Annotated in this window: 19 protein-coding genes and 1 CRISPR repeat array (1 of these 20 cut by a window edge); of the genes, 4 read left to right on the top strand and 15 right to left on the bottom strand. The window is 37.2% G+C overall.

Going from position 1 to position 20,714, the window contains the following annotated elements; genetic code table 11:
- A CRISPR array of direct repeats spans window positions 1-422; the repeat unit is 36 nt; unit sequence GTTTTAGTAGTAAGTCATCTCATTTACTTAAGAACC (it extends 323 nt beyond the left edge of the window).
- A gap of 59 nt (window positions 423-481) precedes the next feature.
- A complete protein-coding gene (locus tag ACYT32_RS06810) occupies window positions 482-922 on the bottom strand; it encodes a flavodoxin domain-containing protein (RefSeq protein WP_395265357.1) in 441 nt (146 codons plus the stop codon).
- 7 nt (window positions 923-929) lie between these two features.
- A complete protein-coding gene (locus ACYT32_RS06805; protein WP_395265358.1) occupies window positions 930-1,550 on the bottom strand; it encodes an NAD(P)-dependent oxidoreductase in 621 nt (206 codons plus the stop codon).
- Between the two features lie 112 nt (window positions 1,551-1,662).
- Between ACYT32_RS06805 and ACYT32_RS06800 the strand changes: the two genes are divergently transcribed.
- The 3 genes from ACYT32_RS06800 (at window position 1,663) to ACYT32_RS06790 (ending at window position 4,394) form a co-directional block, all read left to right on the top strand.
- Complete coding sequence (locus tag ACYT32_RS06800) at window positions 1,663-2,313, top strand: histidine phosphatase family protein (protein WP_395265359.1); 651 nt, start codon at window positions 1,663-1,665, stop codon at window positions 2,311-2,313.
- 41 nt (window positions 2,314-2,354) lie between these two features.
- Window positions 2,355-3,014 (top strand): histidine phosphatase family protein, encoded by a 660-nt coding sequence (locus ACYT32_RS06795; protein WP_395265360.1) that lies wholly within the window; start codon window positions 2,355-2,357, stop codon window positions 3,012-3,014.
- Between the two features lie 240 nt (window positions 3,015-3,254).
- Window positions 3,255-4,394, top strand: coding sequence for a trans-sulfuration enzyme family protein (locus ACYT32_RS06790; RefSeq protein ID WP_395265361.1), 1,140 nt, complete (start codon window positions 3,255-3,257; stop codon window positions 4,392-4,394).
- Between the two features lie 186 nt (window positions 4,395-4,580).
- On the opposite strand, the gene ACYT32_RS06785 is transcribed toward ACYT32_RS06790, so the two are convergent.
- The 4 genes from ACYT32_RS06785 to ACYT32_RS06770 all read right to left on the bottom strand — a co-directional run bounded on the left by ACYT32_RS06785 (window position 4,581) and on the right by ACYT32_RS06770 (window position 9,140).
- On the bottom strand, window positions 4,581-6,347 hold the full coding sequence (locus tag ACYT32_RS06785; protein WP_395265363.1) for a PTS lactose transporter subunit IIBC: 1,767 nt from the start codon (window positions 6,345-6,347) through the stop codon (window positions 4,581-4,583).
- Between the two features lie 130 nt (window positions 6,348-6,477).
- Window positions 6,478-7,908, bottom strand: coding sequence for a 6-phospho-beta-galactosidase (gene lacG / locus ACYT32_RS06780; RefSeq protein ID WP_395265364.1), 1,431 nt, complete (start codon window positions 7,906-7,908; stop codon window positions 6,478-6,480).
- 14 nt (window positions 7,909-7,922) lie between these two features.
- Window positions 7,923-8,267: a PTS lactose/cellobiose transporter subunit IIA gene (locus ACYT32_RS06775; RefSeq protein ID WP_395265365.1), complete on the bottom strand. Its 345-nt coding sequence runs from the start codon at window positions 8,265-8,267 to the stop codon at window positions 7,923-7,925.
- A gap of 18 nt (window positions 8,268-8,285) precedes the next feature.
- On the bottom strand, window positions 8,286-9,140 hold the full coding sequence (locus tag ACYT32_RS06770; RefSeq protein ID WP_395265366.1) for a PRD domain-containing protein: 855 nt from the start codon (window positions 9,138-9,140) through the stop codon (window positions 8,286-8,288).
- Between the two features lie 562 nt (window positions 9,141-9,702).
- Between ACYT32_RS06770 and ACYT32_RS06765 the strand changes: the two genes are divergently transcribed.
- Window positions 9,703-11,397 (top strand): phosphoenolpyruvate carboxykinase (ATP), encoded by a 1,695-nt coding sequence (locus ACYT32_RS06765; protein ID WP_395265367.1) that lies wholly within the window; start codon window positions 9,703-9,705, stop codon window positions 11,395-11,397.
- A gap of 64 nt (window positions 11,398-11,461) precedes the next feature.
- Here ACYT32_RS06765 and ACYT32_RS06760 read toward each other — a convergent pair whose 3' ends face one another.
- The 9 genes from ACYT32_RS06760 to ACYT32_RS06720 all read right to left on the bottom strand — a co-directional run bounded on the left by ACYT32_RS06760 (window position 11,462) and on the right by ACYT32_RS06720 (window position 20,618).
- Window positions 11,462-12,043, bottom strand: a complete 582-nt coding sequence (locus ACYT32_RS06760) for a histidine phosphatase family protein (protein WP_395265368.1) — start codon at window positions 12,041-12,043, stop codon at window positions 11,462-11,464.
- A gap of 13 nt (window positions 12,044-12,056) precedes the next feature.
- A complete protein-coding gene (locus ACYT32_RS06755; protein WP_395265370.1) occupies window positions 12,057-12,953 on the bottom strand; it encodes an amidohydrolase family protein in 897 nt (298 codons plus the stop codon).
- A 10-nt stretch (window positions 12,954-12,963) separates the two neighbouring features.
- Window positions 12,964-13,974, bottom strand: coding sequence for an aldo/keto reductase (locus tag ACYT32_RS06750; protein ID WP_395265371.1), 1,011 nt, complete (start codon window positions 13,972-13,974; stop codon window positions 12,964-12,966).
- 128 nt (window positions 13,975-14,102) lie between these two features.
- Window positions 14,103-14,873 carry a hypothetical protein gene (locus tag ACYT32_RS06745; RefSeq protein WP_395265372.1) on the bottom strand — a complete coding sequence of 257 codons (771 nt, stop codon included), beginning with the start codon at window positions 14,871-14,873 and terminating at the stop codon, window positions 14,103-14,105.
- Between the two features lie 148 nt (window positions 14,874-15,021).
- Entirely contained in the window at window positions 15,022-15,774 is a 753-nt protein-coding gene (locus ACYT32_RS06740; protein WP_395265373.1) for an ABC transporter ATP-binding protein, read from the bottom strand.
- Between the two features lies 1 nt (window position 15,775).
- Window positions 15,776-16,777, bottom strand: coding sequence for a taurine ABC transporter substrate-binding protein (locus tag ACYT32_RS06735; protein WP_395265375.1), 1,002 nt, complete (start codon window positions 16,775-16,777; stop codon window positions 15,776-15,778).
- On the bottom strand, window positions 16,777-17,544 hold the full coding sequence (locus ACYT32_RS06730) for an ABC transporter permease (protein WP_395265376.1): 768 nt from the start codon (window positions 17,542-17,544) through the stop codon (window positions 16,777-16,779). The genes ACYT32_RS06735 and ACYT32_RS06730 overlap by 1 nt, the downstream gene beginning before the upstream one ends.
- A 19-nt stretch (window positions 17,545-17,563) precedes the next feature.
- Window positions 17,564-19,270, bottom strand: a complete 1,707-nt coding sequence (locus ACYT32_RS06725) for an FAD-dependent oxidoreductase (protein ID WP_395265377.1) — start codon at window positions 19,268-19,270, stop codon at window positions 17,564-17,566.
- A gap of 25 nt (window positions 19,271-19,295) precedes the next feature.
- Entirely contained in the window at window positions 19,296-20,618 is a 1,323-nt protein-coding gene (locus tag ACYT32_RS06720; RefSeq protein WP_461793381.1) for a YeeE/YedE family protein, read from the bottom strand.
- Window positions 20,619-20,714 lie beyond the last annotated feature (96 nt).

Here is a 20,714-nt window from a genome sequence, read left to right as displayed (position 1 = left end):
AGTTCAAGTTTTAGTAGTAAGTCATCTCATTTACTTAAGAACCCGATCGTATGGATGTATTCCATGCACTGTTGTTTTAGTAGTAAGTCATCTCATTTACTTAAGAACCTTGTTCAAACTCATCAGCTACGAACTTGTAGTTTTAGTAGTAAGTCATCTCATTTACTTAAGAACCTTTTGAAACGTCAATTTTAATCGTGTACGTGTTTTAGTAGTAAGTCATCTCATTTACTTAAGAACCTACGAACTTCCCACCCTCGACTGGACGATCGTTTTAGTAGTAAGTCATCTCACTTGCTTTAGAACCAAATTTCAAACTATGTTACTATATTAAATAATCTTTAAATCCAGCCCATTATTTCTAATGAGTATACGTTTGAGGAGAAATTTTAGTAGTAAGTCATCTCATTTACTTTAGAACTCAAAAAAAGAAGTTTCCATCGACCAATCCAACCTAATTGGATATCGATAGAAACTTCTTTTATTTAATACTATTAAAAACTCGATCTCCTAAATCACGAATCCGCTTGAAGTCATCTTCATCAGGGTCTTGATCAATTTTCACTGAATCGGCTACTTGCTCACCATTACTGGAGTTTAGTTGCATGGTGAAGTAATCAACGGCTCGGCCAAAGTGAATATGTTGCTTTGAGCTGGAACCTAAAACAGCAAACTTAGCTCTTTCCAAGTCGATGTCTTTGATATCATCATAGAAATCCTGTGCTTCATCAGGGATCTCCCCATCGTTATACGTATATGTCTCAACGATAAAAGCGTCATATTTCACCAATTCGTAGGCGTCAGCGTCAACAATTTGTTGTAAGTCGACTTGTGCACCTTTTTCACGTAGATAATCGGCTAAATAATTGGCAATTTTTTCATTGCGACCGGTCATACTTGTATATGCTAAAAGTATTTTCATTATTCAATTACCACCTTACACTGATTCTCTCTTTTTGGTTCTGACCAGATAAAATTTCGTCCACCATAGCAATCGCATAGTCAGAATAGCTGATTTTACTTTCGCCATTAGAGTCAAAGGTCAATTCCTCACCAGCTAATACATATTTACCAGTCTTAGCTCCTTCGTAATCGAAATCAGCTGCAGGACTGATAAAGGTCCAATTGATCTTACTATTACGCAAGACATCTAAGGACTTACCCATTTCTTCACTTAATTCTTTAATTGGGGCCGGAAAATCATCTTGTTGATATAGTTGTTGGGTGTGATCTTTATCAACATACAGTGAACCTGCACCACCTACAACCATCAATCTCGTATTTGAATCACCGATAATTTCAATCAAATGTTCAACTGCGGGAACATATTCTTTAACTGTTGGTCCAAAAAAGCCTAAGGCATCGACTAAAACATCGAAATCTTCAATATCTGCGGATGCCAAACTGTAGACATCCCTGACCAAATATTTATCAGTCAGCGATTTTTTTGCATCCCGAACGATCGATGTCACATCTAACCCACGACTCAAAGCTTCTTTGACGATCAAAGAACCTTCTTTTCCATTAGCACCAATAACCGCTATTTTCATAAAATTGTTCCTCCAAACTCTCTCAATAACTTTACTTTACACAATCATAAGCAAAATAACTAAAGATAAGACTCTAATATAGTAAACTTATTCTGCTAGGAGGCGTAAATTAATGGCTTATCAAATTTATTTAGTAAGACACGGCAGAACTTGGTATAACGAGTATCAAAAAATGCAAGGTTGGTCTGACACTCCTTTAACCGACGATGGGGTTGAGGTTGCACAAAAAGCAGCTGAGACATTGAAGAGTACTGACTTCAAGGCTGCTTTCACTTCTGATATGAAACGGGCTCTTGATACGACCAGAATCATCACCCGTCGGAATAAAAATAAACTAGTGCCTCAAGAACTATCGGAATTTCGTGAACAATTCTATGGCTATTTTGAAGGACGCAGTATTGATGAATCATGGTTTGCAATCGGTAAACCGCATAACGCTACTTCTTTCACTGAAATAGTTAAAAATTATGGCTTCGATGATGCTTTGAATTTTGTGAAAGAAGCTGATCCTTTACATGATGCTGAAAATGCGGAGGAATACTGGGGGCGAATCGATCGTGGTTTCAAGAAAATTGATCGAATAGCTCAAGACGGCGATAAAATACTGTTAGTGACTCACAGTATCACCATCCTAGGATTTGCTTTACGTTACCCAACTTCTGGCTTAGAGATCAACGACATCCCTGCTAATGCCAGTTTAACCTTAATGGAACGTGACCATGGTCAAAATCTAATAACCAAGTACAATCAATCCCTCATCTGAATGTAGTACAATAAAACTACAATATTGAGGAGGACGCTTATATGGCAAAATACCAGATTTATTTGGTTCGCCACGGACGGACGTGGTTTAACAAATATAACAAAATGCAAGGTTGGTCTGATACCCCCCTTGCCCCTGAGGGAGTAAAAGTAGCTAAAAAAGCTGCCCATGCCTTAAAAGATGTCGACTTTGCGGCCGCTTATTCATCTGATGCTCGTCGGGCTATCGACACTTGCAAATTGATCGTTGATGAAAATATCAATCATGACAAAATTACTCCAGTTAAATTAACGGAATTTCGTGAAGAATTCTATGGTTACTTTGAGGGTATGAATTCTCCTGAAGCCTGGTTTATGGTAGGAGAACCTCATGGTGCTCACAGCTTCAGTGAAATTATCGCTAAATATGGTATGGATGCTACGAAAGACTTCATGAAAGAAGCCGATCCATTCCATGACGCCGAAAACGCTGAAGAATACTGGACTCGGGTCAATAAGGGTTTTGAAAAAATCGACGAAATCGCCCACGATGGCGATAAAATCCTATTAGTTTCACATGGAACGACGATTCGCTCCATCACTGACCGTTATAACGATGGTGATTTTGATGTAACGGTTAGTCCTCGAAACTCTAGTTTGACAATGTTAACTAGAGATAACGGTAAAAATAAAGTCACTAGCTACAATCAATTATTAAAATAATAATTATTTGACAAACAAACTTAATTAAACTATTCTCAATTCATCACTTACTAGGAGGCTATGACAATGATTTTAATCAATACTCAAACATCTTCATGTTGTTGCGGTTCGCATTCTATGCGTGCCGTCAGTTTGAGTATCTAAAATCGAACTAGACTACTGGTAAATCACGCGTAGGGTGCAAATCAATTTGATTTGTGCCCTTTTTTTACGCTCAAAAACAAAGGAGAATCTTTAATTATGAAATTTAATACTAAATTGATCCACGGCGGTATCAGCGAAGACGAAACAACTGGAGCTGTTTCAATCCCTGTCTATCGCTCATCGACTTTTCACCAACACCAACTGGGAGCCCAACCTAAGTGGGAATATGCCCGAACTGGCAACCCAACTCGACACGCTCTCGAAGAACTAATCGCCACTATCGAAAATGGCACTGATGGCTTTGCCTTTGCTTCAGGTTCAGCCGCCATTCATGCCGTATTTTCCCTCTTTTCAGCGGGCGATCATATCATTATTGGCAATGATGTCTATGGCGGGACTTTTCGGCTAGTGAACAAAGTCCTCAAACGCTTTGGCTTAGAATTCACCGTAGTAGATACCCGTGATCTTGAAGCAATTGAGGCAGCGATTCAGGCAAACACTAAAGCCATTTACTTTGAAACACCGACTAACCCTCTATTAAAAATCACTGATATAAAGGCTGTTTCAGACATTGCCCAAAAACATAATTTAAAAACGATCGTCGACAATACTTTTGCCACACCTTATAACCAAAACCCTCTAACTTTAGGCGTTGATATCGTCGTTCACAGTGCTACCAAATATCTTGGTGGTCATAGTGACGTTGTAGCCGGTCTAGCGGTTACTAATGATTCACAGATTGCCAAAGAACTAGCCTTTCTTCAGAACTCAATTGGTAGTGTGCTCGGACCTGATGACAGTTGGCTTTTGATGCGTGGTATTAAGACCTTGGGCGTAAGAATGCGAGTTCATCACGAAAATGCCCAATTGATCTACAACTATTTGCGAGATAACGATAAGGTTGCCAAAGTTTATTATCCAGGCAATCCTGATTCCACAGGTTATGCCATCGCTAAAAAACAAATGCGTGGCTTTGGAGCAATGATTTCCTTTGAACTGAAAGCTGGACTTGATGCTAAGAAATTCGTCGAAAGTTTAAAATTGATCGACCTAGCAGAAAGTTTAGGTGGAATCGAAAGTTTGATCGAAGTCCCTGCCGTAATGACACATGCCGCTATTCCACGGGACATTCGTCTTCAAAATGGTATTACTGATGAATTGATCCGCTTGTCAGTTGGAATTGAAGATGAAGTCGACTTGTTGGCAGATTTGAAACAAGCTTTTGCCAAGATTTAGTATTACGTCTTTGCGGGTGCAAAGAATCATCAATTTGAAATTTTAGATATTAAAAAGACATGTGAGTTTTTATGAAGTGACCCATAAAAGTTAGACAAAAATCTAACACTTTAAGGCACTTCATTGATCACATGTCTTTATTAATTTTTAATAAAGTGATTGAAGATGAAGATAATTAGTCAATAATTACTTCTTTTCATCATCTTTTTTATTCAAATTATCCAATACAAAGTCTAATGCTTTCTTAGAATCACGAGTTAATGCAATGTATTGTTGTCCCTTTGTAGCAACTAGTTGAATACCTAAACGATCAGTATCAGCTTTTAAATCGTCATAGTAAGTTCTAACTTGTGGAGCTAAAACAACTAAGTCGTAATTTGGCAAGATATCGTGATGTGATCCATAAGCACCAGCACTGGCAACGATTGGAACATCATATTTTTCAGCACCGTCAGTTAAGGCATTAGCTAATTGTTCACTCGTACCACCACCGGCACAAAGAACTAGAACCTTAACTTCATGACTTAATTTCTTGGCAAATGAATCTTCGGCGTTTGTTTCTTCAGTCGTTGCAGTTGCTGAAGTTGCTACAGAAGCAGTAGCTGTAGCAGGTGTTGTATCAGTTGAATCGTTTGTATCTGTTGTTTCAATAGCGGCATCAGTTTCACTGTCAGCAGCGTCAACTTCTGCTTCTTGTTTAACCAATGAAGCATCGTATGCTTTACAGAATGGTAGATAGATCAATGTATCTAGTACTAATAGAACGAGTACTAAAACAAGTGAAATTGGTTGGAAATTAGTATCTAGAAAGGCACCAATAGGCCCAGGTAAAGCCCATGACAAGATATACATGAATCCTCTCATCTTAAACAAATCAATAAACATTTTACCAATCAAAACATTAACAACTGGTGACAAGACAAATGGAATGAAGAAGTAAGGATTCAAGATAATTGGAGCACCGAACAAAAGTGGTTCGTTAACGGCAAACATTACAGGAATAAATGAGGCCTTACCGATTGCCTTTAATTGTTTTGATTTCATCAAAAACATAAAGATGAATGGAACAACGAACGTAGCACCAGTACCACCAAGTTCACCAATATAATTACCAAAGTTTTCTGTTAGTGAGTGGAATGGGAAGTTGCCGGCTTTAAACAAAGCCAAGTTAGCAGTTGTATTACCATAAAGTGCAGCTGTAATAGCAGGTTTTACAACTGATGGTCCGTGAATACCCATAAACCAGAATAATGGGATCAAGAACCAGATAATTGCCATACCCCAATAACTTTCAGCTCCTTTAAATAATGGAGCAATCAATGTAGCTAGCATTTCACTAAATGGAACGTGTAACCAAGCACGGATAGCAACATCAATGATACCCATTGCAAGGATTGAAAATGAAAATGGGAAAACGTCACGGAAGTTCTGAGCAATAGCACCAGGAACTTCTTTTGGCATTTTGATAGTAATATCTCGTTCAACACAGAACTTGTACATGTGTACAGTTAAAAATGCTGAAACGAATGATGAAAGGATACCTTTTGTACCAAAGTAATCACCAAGATAAGCACCACTCTTAGTTGTTCCAATAGCTAAAAGCATGAAACCACACATTGCAGCCATCATGGTTGAAGTACTGTTAATAAATCTTCCACCTTTGATACGTTGGTTAATTGAACCAGTAAAAGCTTTTGCGGTTGTACCAGCTACATATAAACCAACAAATCCCATCGTATAGTTATAAATTTTATTAAACCAATCATTCAATCCACTTGAGAGATTGATCCCTAGTAGTGGAGGTACAGATGTTAAAAGAATGAAAATACTTGAGAACAAGATAATTGGCATTGCGGCCAAAAATCCATCTTTGATAGCCATCAAGTAAATATTTTTAGAGATTTTATCAAAGAATTTCTGATGTTTCTCTAGTCGATCGATAATAAATTGCATAATGACACCCCTTTTTTATTATGCTGAATAAATTGCACAAAAAATGACCGCAGCAGAATATAGTTTTCCCCACTATATCCCAACTGCGGTCATGCCTAATTTAATAGTAACAATCCACAACTAGAAGCTATTATTTCATTGTATCAGCGAGTGCCTTATACCAAAGTGCACTCTTCTTGATGTATCGTTTTTGTGTTGCAAAGTCTATAAAGAATAAACCATAACGCTTATTGTAACCATTAGCCCAAGAGAACTGGTCTTGTAGCGACCAAATAAAGTAACCGTTTACATTAACTCCTTCACTACGTGCTTTCAAAATTGCTTCCATATGCTGATCAACAAAATCAATTCGTTTGTCGTCATTAATGATCGTATCTTGAGTAGCACCAGCTGGCAATTCTTCTTTTAGACCCAAACCATTTTCTGTAATAAAAATTTCCTTACTTTCTGGATATTGTGAACTGACTCTCTTCAAAATATCGTACAAACCTTCTGGATAAATATTCCAATCCCAATCTGTTGTTGGAATATCAGGATTCTTAACTGCTTGACCAACTCCTTTGAATTTGAATGATGATGTTCCCTTTTCACCAGTTCCGTTGAAATGGTTTGTACTCTCACCATCGTATGCAGCAAAGAATGATGGTTGATAATAATTCAAACCAAAGTAATCGTTTCTGGTAGAAGCCTTCTTCAAGATATCCATATCACCAGGTTCAATATCTAATTTGGCATCATTAGCATCCAAAATTTCATTGATCAGCTTCATAGTCTTATCTGTGTATTCACCTTTAAAGGTTCCATCTAGTAGAAAGGCATTCATGAAGGCATCGCTAAGATCTGCCGCATGTTGATTCTCGGGTGTATTAGGATATGGATAAACTGGTTGAAGAACATGAATCAAGCCTATCTTTCCATCATAGTTTCCATCTTTGAATAAGTTAACTACTCGGGCATGAGCTAATAATTCATTGTGTTCGGCTTGAATAGCGCTAGTCACATCAAATCTATGGTTTGGTGGAAAGTTTCCTTGAATATATTGTGAATAAGCCAAGGAAATCAATTCATTGATGGTGAACCAATGTTTAACTTCAGTAAATTCATCAAAACAGAATTTAGCGTAATCGACAAAATAATCGATATTTTTACGATTTAACCAATCACCATCATCAAACAAAGTTTTAGGTGAATCAAAATGATGAAGTGATACATATGGCTCAATGCCGTTGTCTAAGCATTCTTTAAACAGTCTATGATAATAATCTACTCCAGCTTGAACAGGCTTGCCGTATCCTTCTGGAAAAATTCTTGTCCAAGAAATTGAGACTCGAATCGCATTTAATCCGTACTTCTTGGACAACGCAATATCTTCAGGATATAAATGATAAAAATCACTTGCTGGATCAGGCGAAAAACGACCTTGAGCTTTTAGATAATCATCCCACATCGTTTTACCTTTACCATCAGCCTTCGTAGCCCCTTCAACTTGATATGCGGCGGTTGCTCCACCCCACACAAAGTTTTTTGGTAACTTCTTTACACGATTTAATTCAACATCCATAGCATAGCCTCCTTTTATTTCATACCTAAATTCTTTTCAATCTTATCAATTCGCTTATACTCATCAATGAAAAATTTAACTTCATCAAGCAACATCATCGTTGTCATCAAAGTATCTTGACCATGGACCATGATAAAAGTGACGTCCATATCCTCGCCACCTGCTTCTTTACTCAGAAGCTTCGTTTGTTCATTGTGCGCATCAACAATCGACTGATTAGCCTCCTCAACACAAGCATTAGCTTTATCAAATTCGCCTTTTTGAGCGTGTTGCAATGCCTCAATCAAGCTAGTTTTAGCATCACCCGCATAGGCGACGATTGAAAATCCTGTCATTGATATTTCTTCTTTAGTTGCCATTTCTGACCTCCTAGAATTTTATTTTTCTTGAATTAACCGTTGAATGTGAATCACAAAATAAACTAATTCGTTATCATTTAATGTAATGTTCAGTCGAGATTCAATTTTGTTACAAATCTCATTAGCTATTTTGTATGATTTTGGATAAAGTTTTTGAAAATCAGCTTCAATATCTTGATTCAAAATACGCTTATCCTGCTCATTGGTTTGTATCCGTGCAACCAAATACTGTAAATGGATCATTAGTCGATCAAAATAATTTTGGTTAGTTATATTTCTCGTAATCCCATATTCTGAAAAAACCGCACGAACAATTTTATTAACACTAGTGCCAAAGTCTTTGTCGTCGAATTTTTCCATATCTTCGGTTGCCTCAGTACCATGAGCATTGATGAAATGTAAGGCAATTGGTTGAGCTGCATCCCGAGGAAAATGCACATTCAGATCATGATTGATCATCTCAACCGCTCTGTCAGCAATTTCATATTCAACTGGATACTTATCACGAATATCAGGTGCACTACTTTTTTGATATTTACCCGACATCAAATGTTTGTAAGTTTGTGATATGTGATCAGTTAATGTTACATAAATATAATCAAGAACAGGATAGTGGAAGGTTTGCTTAGCCATTTCGATAATAGCAAAACTGGTCATTGTAATATCTATAGGTACATCTTTCAATAAGGTGCCAAATCTCTCTTTAGCTTCATTAGTATTCAAATAAAAAATTCTTTCCACCGCCTTGGGTGAAATATCATCTCCGTGTCGCTTCTGAAATCCAACACCTTTACCTTGAATAATTGCCTGATCTTTATTTCCAACATCCACCAGAACTGTGTTGTTATTATAAACACGATTTACTACTAACAAAGCATCCCCTCCTTTCATAAAAAAAATGACCATAAACTTCGCCCTTTGTGGGAAGCTCATGGTCATGCCTAATTTAATAGTAACAATCCAACTTTTTATTCAACTTACATGGATTATTATAACGAGCATTTTTTGTTTTGTAAACGCTTTAATTTTTATTTTTGGTATTAAATCATCATAATTCAATAAAAACGAATATATTTTTTGATCACAAATGCCTCAATTTAGGCGATTATATTTACAATAATGAATCACTTAAAAAAATCAAAAAACTTTTGGCATAGATTTTGTGCAAATAAGTATTGTTATCTGTCACTCTGAAAATGATTTTTGATTTTTTCAGAAAGTAACCCTTGCTCTCCTCCAGGATTACAATCAATTTAATCAAATAATTTTTTTATTTGAAATATTTCAAATCGAAATTCAAATTGATTGTGGTTGCCGCTAATTGGCTTTTTTAAATATTTCTAATATTAAATTAGTTCTAATTTTAGCTATCAGTTTGCTGAGAAATGCTATAAACTGATTATTAAGCTTATATTTGAAAGGAGAACTTTAACATATGTCTGACTCAATCGACGCTATCGAATCAAAAGCATTCTACATCAATCCTAATCGATCAGTTGCTGTAATTAATTACAACGAGGAGTATATTTCTGATGTCTTTCAGTTGATCAATAGCCAAGGTTTCCATAATTTAGTTGCCCTCTATCTTGAGGAAAGTCAACTTGCTGTAACTAACAAAGTTGAAGGCTTAGCTGCCGATACTTACATTAATATTTTGAAAGCTATTTTAATTGACGATAAACCCGCATATGAAAAATATGGTAATGAACAGATCTTAACTAGTATTGAAGATTTCTATTCATATTACCGTTCATACTTTAGAGTTTCTCTGATCAATAAACATAGCAGTGCTATCGTTAAGGGCAATTTTATGAATATCGATAATCGTTTCAACGAGGTCGTTATTCGTTTATATCGAGCTATTGAAGAAAAACTACAAGGTTTTTCAAATCGTGCATATCGCCAAATCAACGCTGGTACTAACGCCTGCGTCCTAACACAATCAATTAAATGGGACATGCCTGCCAAATACCAATCACTACAAAGTATCCGTTTCTTAGATACGATTATGATGCGTCCCCCAATGATGATGCACACTAAGAGTAACAAGCGTGAGGGTGTTTTCAGTGCTGTCAATGACAATCCCATTGAAAAATTCGACGGTTCCCAAAATGACTGGTACTGCTTCCCAGCTAAGATTGGTGAAAGTTTAGCTTTCATTTACTTCCATCGTGACTACTTTGTCAGTGGTATTGCTCTAGCCAATTTGTTCGAAGTCGCAGATGAAGCTAGCGTTGCCGGTAAGAAACCTGACGAGATCATCCTCTTTGGTCTTAAAGAAACCGAAGGAAATGTCAGCCATTACTATCACGACGAGGAAAATGACATCTGGATCGGGGAAGTTCCATATAACGACAAGACAACCTACTTTGGTTATATGAAGAAAATGTGTCTGACAGTTCACAATTTACATATGATTTATGAAAATAATCTACCTATCCACGGCTCAATGGTTCGAATCAGCTTCTCGAATGGTAAAACTAAGTCCGTTGTCTTCTTTGGAGACTCTGGTGCTGGAAAATCTGAATCAATCGAAGCCTTACAAGAAGTCGCAGATGACAAGATCATCAACATCGAAACTATCTTTGATGATATGGGTAGTTTTGCTTTCGACGATGACGGTAATGTCTATGCTCAAGGAACCGAAACTGGAGCTTTCGTTCGATTGGATGATTTGAGCAGCTCTGTAGCCTTTAATAACATGGATCGGGGAATTTACTTGAACCCTGAATTAAAGAACGCTCGAGTTATTCTACCTGCTAATACATACAAGCACGTTGTTGAACACCATTCAATCGACATGTGGGTTTATGCTAATAACTACGATGCTGAAATTGGCTTGCACCAGTTCCCTAATGAAGAAAAAGCTAAGGCTACCTTCATTGCTGGTAAACGTAAGGCCTTGGGTACAACTGATGAAGTCGGTATGAGTACGACTTTCTTCGCTAACCCATTCGGACCAGTTCAAGAAGAAGCAAAAACTCGTCCAATTATCGACAAAGTCTTCAATAAACTTTATCAAGATAACGTTTATGTCGGCGAGACCTATACTCACCTTGGCTATGACAAGTCAAAAGACAGTTTGCACGAGTCAGCTAAAGAATTGCTATCTGAATTAATGAATAACTAGAAAATTGCCTAGAAAAGCCCTTGATTCCATGGAATCAGGGTCTTTTTCGTTTATCATATTTCGTCTAGACAACATTGATCGTCGTTTCATAAGTAAAATCATGACCGTCAAAACTAAATTTCAGAACCGTACAATTGTGCAGATCAGTATGTTTAACGATTTCATCCAAAGATAGCCACTGCTTCAAAAACAAATAGATGGCACCGCCATGACCGACCGCTAAAACTTGCTGGTTGTCTTCTTGTTGCATTACGTTCGTCAATGTCTTGACCATTCTAGCTTGAACTTGATCTGCCCCCTCACCACCATAAGGTACGAAAGCATCCCCCATCGAACCGACTTTAGGATCAAATGGCGGATTTAGACGCTCACTCTCACCTTCAAACTCACCAAAATTCCATTCTTTTAAACCTTTTAACCGCTGATATGGTTGTGAAGTAACTAATTTCAAAGTATCCTCAGCTCGTTCCTGAGTTGAAGTGTAAGCATGATCGAAGGCAATTCCTTTTGTTTGAAAATACTGTCCAACTGATTTGGCATCAGCAATCCCTTGAGTTGTCAGTGGTGAATCACAAGCACCTTGAATCTTATGTTGTCGATTGAATAAAGTTTGACCGTGGCGCATGAGATAAAGTGTTTTTGGCATTAGTATCCCTCTCTTAAATCAATTTCAAAATATTATTATTATAAATATCTTCTTTAATCGCTTTTGAAACATTCATCTGTGCAATTGCCTGAATAATTTCTGATGTATCACCATTTGGCATCACGGCAAAAGGTGCATCCGTTCCAAATAACACATGATCAGCACCAAAGAAATCGACTGCTAGCTCTAATGCCTTAGGATTGCCCAAAATAGCCGTGTCGACATAAAACTTTTGAAAATCTTCATATTGTTGTTCTGACATCGTATATTTGATCCGACCAGCAAAAAATGGCACCATCGCTCCAGCATGATGAACGATGATTTTTAAGTTAGGGTATTTTTCAAAATAACCCGCTTGAACAATTTGGTACATTGCTTGTGTCAATTCATATTCCCAACTAAAAGTAATATTGTTATCTGGTTTCCTATCATCAAAAACTGGATGTAAAAAAATCGGCAAATCTTTTTTTGCCATCGTTTCAAAGACCGCTTCAAACTCCGGATCAGCAATCGACTTACCTAAAGCCCTTGTAAAGAGTTGGATTCCTACAAACTGACCTTTTACTTGTTGTTCAATTATTTGTACAGCTTTAGGGATATTATTCATTGGTACCATTGCGACAGCCTTCGTAAAAATATCAGAATTATCATGAACTAACTGAAGTAGTTCTTCATTCACAGCAATACATAACTTGCTAGAACTTGCACCATCTAAGTAATCTTCTGGATTCAGATTGACGTTAGAAATGATTTGTTTTACATCTGTAGGGAAAGACTCTTTTCTAATCGTCATATCAGTTAAAGCCGGAATCTTCAAAAAAGGATTTTGTTCGATAATATCAGGTACAGCATGTTGCAGCTGTTTAAGTAAACCAATCGGCAAAACATGGGCAAAACTGTCAATTTTCATAAACTTCTCCTTAACGTGTATAATCGTGATTTTGTTTGGAAAAAGCGCCAACGACTGCATGAGGTTGATATGGTTCTTCGAGGTAAGCTACATCTTCTGAAGTCAGCTTCAATTCCAAGGCATCAACTGAGCTTGCCAAGTGATCTGGTTTCGTAGCGCCAATGATTGGAGCAACAACTTGTTTCTTTTGCAACAGCCATGCTAGTGCTACTTGCGCCATTGTTGCTTGATATTTATCAGCAACTTCATGAACTCGCTTAACAATTTCCATATCATTAATCTCAGCTTGATCGTACTTGCTGACAGCTACTTTATCAGTTTGCGAACGTTTGGTAGCTGCATTCCATGTTGTACGAGTTAAATGGCCTGAAGCCAATGGACTGTATGGCGTGACAGCGATATTTTGATCTTCACACAATGGCATCATCTCACGCTCTTCTTCCCGATACAACAAATTCAAATGATTCTGCATCGAAACAAATGGGGTCCAGTTGTGTGCTTTAGCAATGGCTTGGGCTTTTTCAAATTGCCATGAATACATAGCTGAAGCTCCGATATATCTAGCCTTGCCAGCTTTAACCACATCATGCAAAGCCTCCATTGTTTCTTCGATTGGTGTATTGTAATCCCAACGATGAATGATGTATAGATCAACGTAATCCATATCCAGACGTTCTAGACTTTGATCAATTTGCGACATAATTGCTTTGCGAGATAGTCCAGCTTGATTAGGCTTATCGGAAGGACTGAAGAACACTTTGGTAGCCACGACGACTTCATCACGGTTGGCGTTTTTCTTCAAAGCTTTACCGACATATTCTTCACTGTCGCCATGTGAATATATATTAGCTGTATCAAAAAAATTAATACCTAAATTCAACGCTTCTTTAATTACTTTTTCACTCTGATCATAATCAACTGCCCAAGGAAACATCCCTGACTCTGGTCGACCAAATTCCATCGTCCCTAGACAAATTCGAGAAACATCTAAACCCGTATTACCTAATTTTTGATAATCCATTCTAACGTCACCTTTCGTAAAAAAATAGACATTCTCACAAGAGAACATCTTTAGTATGGCGCCAATTTATTGAAATGTATAATACCTATTATTCATTAGCAAGTATACCTTTTAGGTATGGAAAACCGCTATTTATTGTATTTCTGATTGAGCTGCTTAGTTAAACTCTGCAATTTTCGGATCAACGGATTGTTAGTCTTCTCTTTCAACTTAGGATTATTCAATTGAAACTCTTTTGCGGAAGTATTTTTGATCCATAAGTTGTATTTCGGATTGCTAATCGTATATGAATTGTGAATCGTAAAGCCGCTCTGCTTCAAAACGGCGTTATGATCTGATGGTTCATCTAAATGATTGGGAATAAGGCCAGTAATAATTTTTGAACCGATCGCAGGTAACGGAAATTCATCATTTTTAACAAACAATTCCCGTTCCGCATTCTTAGATTGTTCCTTAGTGTACCAATGATTAAACGATACTAAGCCACCGTCAAAGACTAAATAAATATTCTTACCTTGCATGGTTTTATCGCCACTGATGACTTTGTCGACATGAATCTTAGCTTTCGTATAAGCCATATTCTTGGGACTATTCATTTTTTGTAAGTTATAGACGGTACCTTTGATGACTGACTGATTATGGTTCTGTAGCTGATCTAAGGTCAAACTAGTTGTATTAAATTCATCCGTGAATCCGGCGCTATGCACGACCTTAACTTTCGAATCGAAAATTTCTTTGTGCCACTGACGTTGATTTTTTTGAATAACCGTTGCTGACTGAGCGACCATTTCGGACCGTAAAGATTTCTTATCAATACTTTTTAAAGAATTAACACTGTAAGCGGATAGCGGTAAGGTAAATACTAATAAAGCTACAACGATCATTAGTGTTTTTTTCATTGCAAGCCTCCTTTGTGCCATTATCGCACGTGACAGAAAGTTGTTGTACCGCGATTATTTTATATGTTTCATGTAATTAATTGTATCTGTTCTATAACAAAAAAATTCCTATCAAGGACGATTAAATTTTGTCTTGATAGGAAATTTTTTATTGATTAATAATTTCTAAAATGCTTTTACGATAAACATCTATCTTTCTTTCCAATTCAAAATCATCTAATTGTGACAGATCAGTATTTTGAAATGGATTATCTTTGATCTGAACGATTTTTTTATCATGAGCATTCATAATAGCAATCCGATTGCCACAACGAATCGCTTCATTTAAGTCGTGGGTGATCATGAAAATACTCGTATTTTCTTTTTGCCAAATATCCAAGATCAATTGTTGCATCTTCGCTCTAGTAAAGGCATCCAAAGCACCAAATGGTTCATCCATCAACAACAATGGTGATTTATTAGCTAGAACTCTGGCAATAGCAACTCGCTGCCTCATCCCCCCAGACAATTCAAAAGTTTTGGTATTGCTTTGATCACTCAGTCCAATCAGATCCAACAAGTAAGCTACTCGTTGATTGATTTCCGTCTGAGAAAATTTTCTAGCTTTCAAGCCAAAACCGACATTGTCCTTAACTGTAAACCAAGGATATAACGAAGAGTTTTGAAAAACGACACCTCGTTGCCAGTCAGGGCTAGTGATTGGTTCTCCGTTCATCGTTAAAGTTCCCTGGGCTTTGATAAAACCAGCTAAAGCTTGCAAGATAGTGCTTTTGCCACAGCCAGATGGTCCAACTAAAACGAAGATCTCATTTTGAGCAATCGTAAAATTAGTTTTCTCGATCACTGGTTCATCAGAGTGAGGGTACTTGATCGATAGATCTAATGCTTTAACTAATTCCATCTTATTCCCCCTCCTGATAAACGAATTTTCTGAACTGTGTCAATGTCGGCGCATAGCTGATAGTTTGTTGTCCAGACATGAATTTTCCAGCCCGTTGCATTTCGACGACAAATTGTCCTAACTGATTTTTTTGACCTAAATACTTAGCTGAATATTCTTCATTGAGTGATGGCCAAGTGGTACCACACATCTGTTTATCAGCATCCCCGTTACTGATACCAGTTTGTTTAGCCGCCGACTTGACGGTTGTTTCGTAATCGTTTTTTCGTAATTGGTGTGCTTTTGATAAAACGCCAACAAACTTTTTAACATCAGCTGGGTGCTGCTTCAAGAAAGCCTTGCTGACTAAAGTAATATTAGCCGTTGAATAACCAGCTTTTGATAAATCAGAACTGTCCACTAACACGCGTCCGTCAGCTTGTAATTGTGATAAAGTCGGTTGCCACGTATATGCAGCATCGATATTGCCACGCTTCCAAGCTGCAACAATATTTTGCGTATCCATATCTAATAGCTTCACTTTATGTTCTAAACCAGCTCTTTTTAAAGTGATCATCAAACTGTAATGCGAAGTCGAGGCAAACGGCGTCGCAATCTTTTTACCCTTTAAATCAGCAACCGACTTGATTCCAGAGTTCTTTTTGACGATCAAAGACTCGTTACTGCCACACATTTCATTGATCCACAGTAACTTCACAGGAATCCCAGCAGTCAGTGCTACGATGCCGTTAGTATCACCCATTGTAGCGAAATCAACGCCGCCAGACATCAATGCTTTGTTAGCATCGACTCCTGAATCGAAGGTGATGAAACTGACTTTTTTATTCGGAAAGGCTTTTTGAAAATAGCCCTTATTTCTAGCCACAGCCACATCATTAGGTGTATTGAGAATGCCAATTCTGACTTCATTGGGTTTCGTTTTATTCTTGGTAGAGCAACTACTCAGATTGACAGTCAGTAACAAAATCATTCCTACAAGAACAAATTTAACTAACCGTTTCATCAGTCTTTACCCTTCCAGAAGATCCATTTTCTTTCCAGCAACTGTAGTAGCCAATCTAGCAATAAACCTAATCCACCAAGAATAAAGATACCCATGAACATAACGCTACTCTTCAAATATTTCGAAGCATCGATCACCATCCAGCCGATACCAGATGTTGAAGCAACCATTTCCGCAGCAACTAAAGTTGAAAATGATACACCCATAGCTGTTCTGATGCCGGTAAAAATATCCGGTAATGAACCTGGGAAAATGACCCATTTGAAGATCGACCACTTGTCTGCTCCTAGTGACTTAGCGCTCAAAACATAGTCTTGATTTAAGTGATGAACACCTTCAACGCAAGCGATATATATCGGTGCAAAAGCTGCTAAATACAGCAAGATTATTTTTGAACCCTCGCCGATACCTAACCATAAAATCAAAATCGTATAGTAGGCCAAAGGTGGGATTGGACGATAAAACTGGATCAGAGAATCAACGATTGCATGGACCCATTCTGACATCCCTGAAGCTAGTCCTAATGGAACTGCTGTGATGATTGCCAAGATCAAAGCTGAGAAAAGTCGAAACAAGGTGATACCTAAATGTTGCCAGAAGGAAATATTGTTATAGCCGTGTACCAAAATACTAGTAAACGTGAACCAAACATCTTGTGGTGATGGAAAGAGGATTGGTGAGACCAATTTTAAGTTGGTGACCAAGAACCAGATTGCTAATAAGACGACCCAAACACAAGTCGTTATTAGTAATGATTTTTTCTTCATTTCATCACCCCCTACTTAATTACAATAAATCAAAACGATAGTTTGTCACAATTGGTTTACGATCTGTAGTTTGATCTTTGAAATATTCATATTCACAAAGGTCCAAATATGATCCTGCAATATTGATAACATTTTTATAACCGCGGTTATTCAAAGCTCGAACCAGATTATAACTACGTTGTCCTACTAAACAATGAGCATAAACTGGACAATCTGTTGGAATTTCATCTAATCTTTGACGGAATTGACTTAATGGAATATTTACAGCACCAATAATATGTCCTTCTTCATATTCCTTCGGTTCACGTGCATCAAGGATAAAGGCTCCATTTTCTACTAATTTACGAATATCGCTAACTTGTACTTGTTTGAATTCTCCGTTCAAAACATTTTCAGCAACTAAAGCGGCCATATTAACGGCATTCTTAGCGGTACTGAACCAAGGTGAGTAACAAACTTCTAGATGTGTTAAATCTGAAATATGTCCATGCATAGAAATCATTGTTGCAATAATATCAATTTGTTTATCAACATCTGATTTGCCAATGGCTTGAGCCCCAAGAACTTCGCCACTTGGATAGCCAAAAATAAGTTTCAAGTATAACGGCGTTGCATCAGGCATTAAACCAACTCTACTCTTAGGAATAACTACCGCAGTACGATAGTCGATACCATCTTTTTGACATTCACTTTCCGTTAATCCGGTTGAAGCAACATTGATATCAAAAATATGAATGGCTTGTGAGCCAATAAAGCCTCTTGTTTCCACAGTTCTACCATAAATATGGTCAATCGCGTCTCTTGCTTCCATTTGAGCTGGGAAAGCCAATGCTAAACGAGTCTTTTTACGTGTTAACATGTGACTAACTTCAATTGCATCACCAACTGCATAAATGTTAGGGATTGATGTTTGATAGTGTTGATCAACAGCAATGCCACCTGTTAACCCTAACTTACAGCCGATCTTACTTGCCAAAGTTGTATCTGGTTTTACACCAATAGCTACTATAACTGCTTGAGACTTGATGACACGGCCTGAACCTAATTTGATACTATCATCATTAATTTCGGCTAAACCATCATCTAAAATAACGTTAACACCATGATCATAAAGTTCTTTATGAACTAATTGAGCAAAGTCATCATCGATTGTTCCCATAACATGACTAGCTGCTTCAATTAGGGAAACTTTTGTCCCCGTTTGAGCTAAGTTTTCACATACTTCCAAACCAATAAATCCACCGCCAATAATCGCAACATCAGTCACTTTATTGACATCCAAGTAAGTTTTGATCTTTTTTATATCAACAACATTTCTGACCGAGAAGACATTATCATGATCAATTCCTTTGATACTGCTTGGCATGATTGGATTAGCGCCTGGTGACAAAATTAATTCATCATAGGTAACATGTTTTATTTCACCTGTCTGTGTATTTTTGACCTCAACATCTTTTTTCTCAGGATCAACATTAATAACCTCAGAGTTAACCTCAGCATCAATAGCATATTGATCCTTAAACTGTTTTGGAGTCATCATGACTATGCTGTCGGCGTCTGGAACCAATCCACTTAAGTGATATGGCAATGAACAATTAGAGAACGATACATCTGGTCCTTTTTCGAACATTGTAATCTCTGCAAATTCATCTAATCTACGTGCACGAGCTGCTGCTGATGCACCTCCTGCAACTCCACCTACTACAACAATTTTTTTGTTATCCATTATAAAGCCACTCCTTTTAATATAATTATTCAACACCATCTGAAACTAAATATTTTGGTAACAAATCAACTTTACCTTCAAACAACTTAATACCAACCATGCCTCCTAATATTAGGAAAAACATGAACACGTATCCATGAACTGAGAAATTACAAATGGATGAGTAAAGAGCACCAATATTACATCCACGTGCACAACGACTACCTAAACCCATTAGTAATCCCCCTGTAGCATAAATAAAAATATCTTTTTTTGTAAAATTAAACTTCATAGAGAATCTACCAGCCATCAAAAATGCTAAAAATGCTCCTAAGACTAATCCAATATTTCTAATCGTTCCACCATCTACTAATAAGCTGCCCTTCATTGCTTCCGCCGTTTCATCAAAAGCAGGTGAAGTAAATGTTACTCCGAATAGTCCTAAAAATTTTTGATCTAGTGAGACAAATGGTGTGGTAACTCCCCATGCTTTACCAGTTGTTATTAAAATAAAAATTGCAGCAATTGAGATACCTATGGCTCCAGTTATAAAACTCCATCTTTCAACAAAGAATTTATGATATGTTTCCCATGAGAAAAATTTAATAACCTTTGCATTATCGTTTATAGGCTTTTCAAAGTCTAAATAGTCAGACTTTGGATCTGAATACATTCCCATTTCCTTTTTATGATTTTCATATTTCTTGGTCAAATAATATAGTCCAAGGAATATTAATAAGGTCACGGCTATTGAACCACCATAACCGATATACTGTGGCATCCACGCTTTGATACCTATTTGTCCAATAGCAGACTGGTCCAAATCATATCCTAATTTTTGTCCTGGCGCAGCAGCTAAAACAAAAAATGGCAATGCTATCCAAGAATGTCCTTCACCTTCACCAAAATCTGATAGGGTTCCACTAGCACATCCACCAGCTAGCATCATTCCAATTCCAAATAGGAAGCCTCCCAATGCCGTTGAAATATTTCCCATTCTAACATTTTGAGTTCCTGGAATAATGGACTGCGTTTCACTTGTAACTTGCCATGCGGGTAGAGCACCTTTACTGGCAGCAGCCCATTGAATTCCAATATTAACAACTGCTGTAATTGCAAACATAACAAGGAGTGCATTGGTTAAACTAGCTTCTCCACGATAAAATACCCTTTTAATTCCACCTGCAAACCCAAATCTAGATCTTGTCAAAACATAACCTAACATCAAACCCGCAAACAGAGCCATTGGCAATTTACTTGCCTCTGAGTTTAAAAATATTGCCCAAATAATTACTAAAACAAAGACCATCAATCCAATAATTGGTTGTTTAGCATTTAAGCCATATTTCTTCATATTTTTTCCAATCATCAGCCTCAGCACCTTCCATTCTTAGTACACGCGTGTTTATGGTGTTAATTTATCATAAATTATATTAATATGTAATCGTATTCACGGTTGATATTC

It is taken from the genome of Companilactobacillus sp. FL22-3, from assembly GCF_054881455.1.
This window is presented reverse-complemented; position numbering and strand designations above follow the sequence as displayed.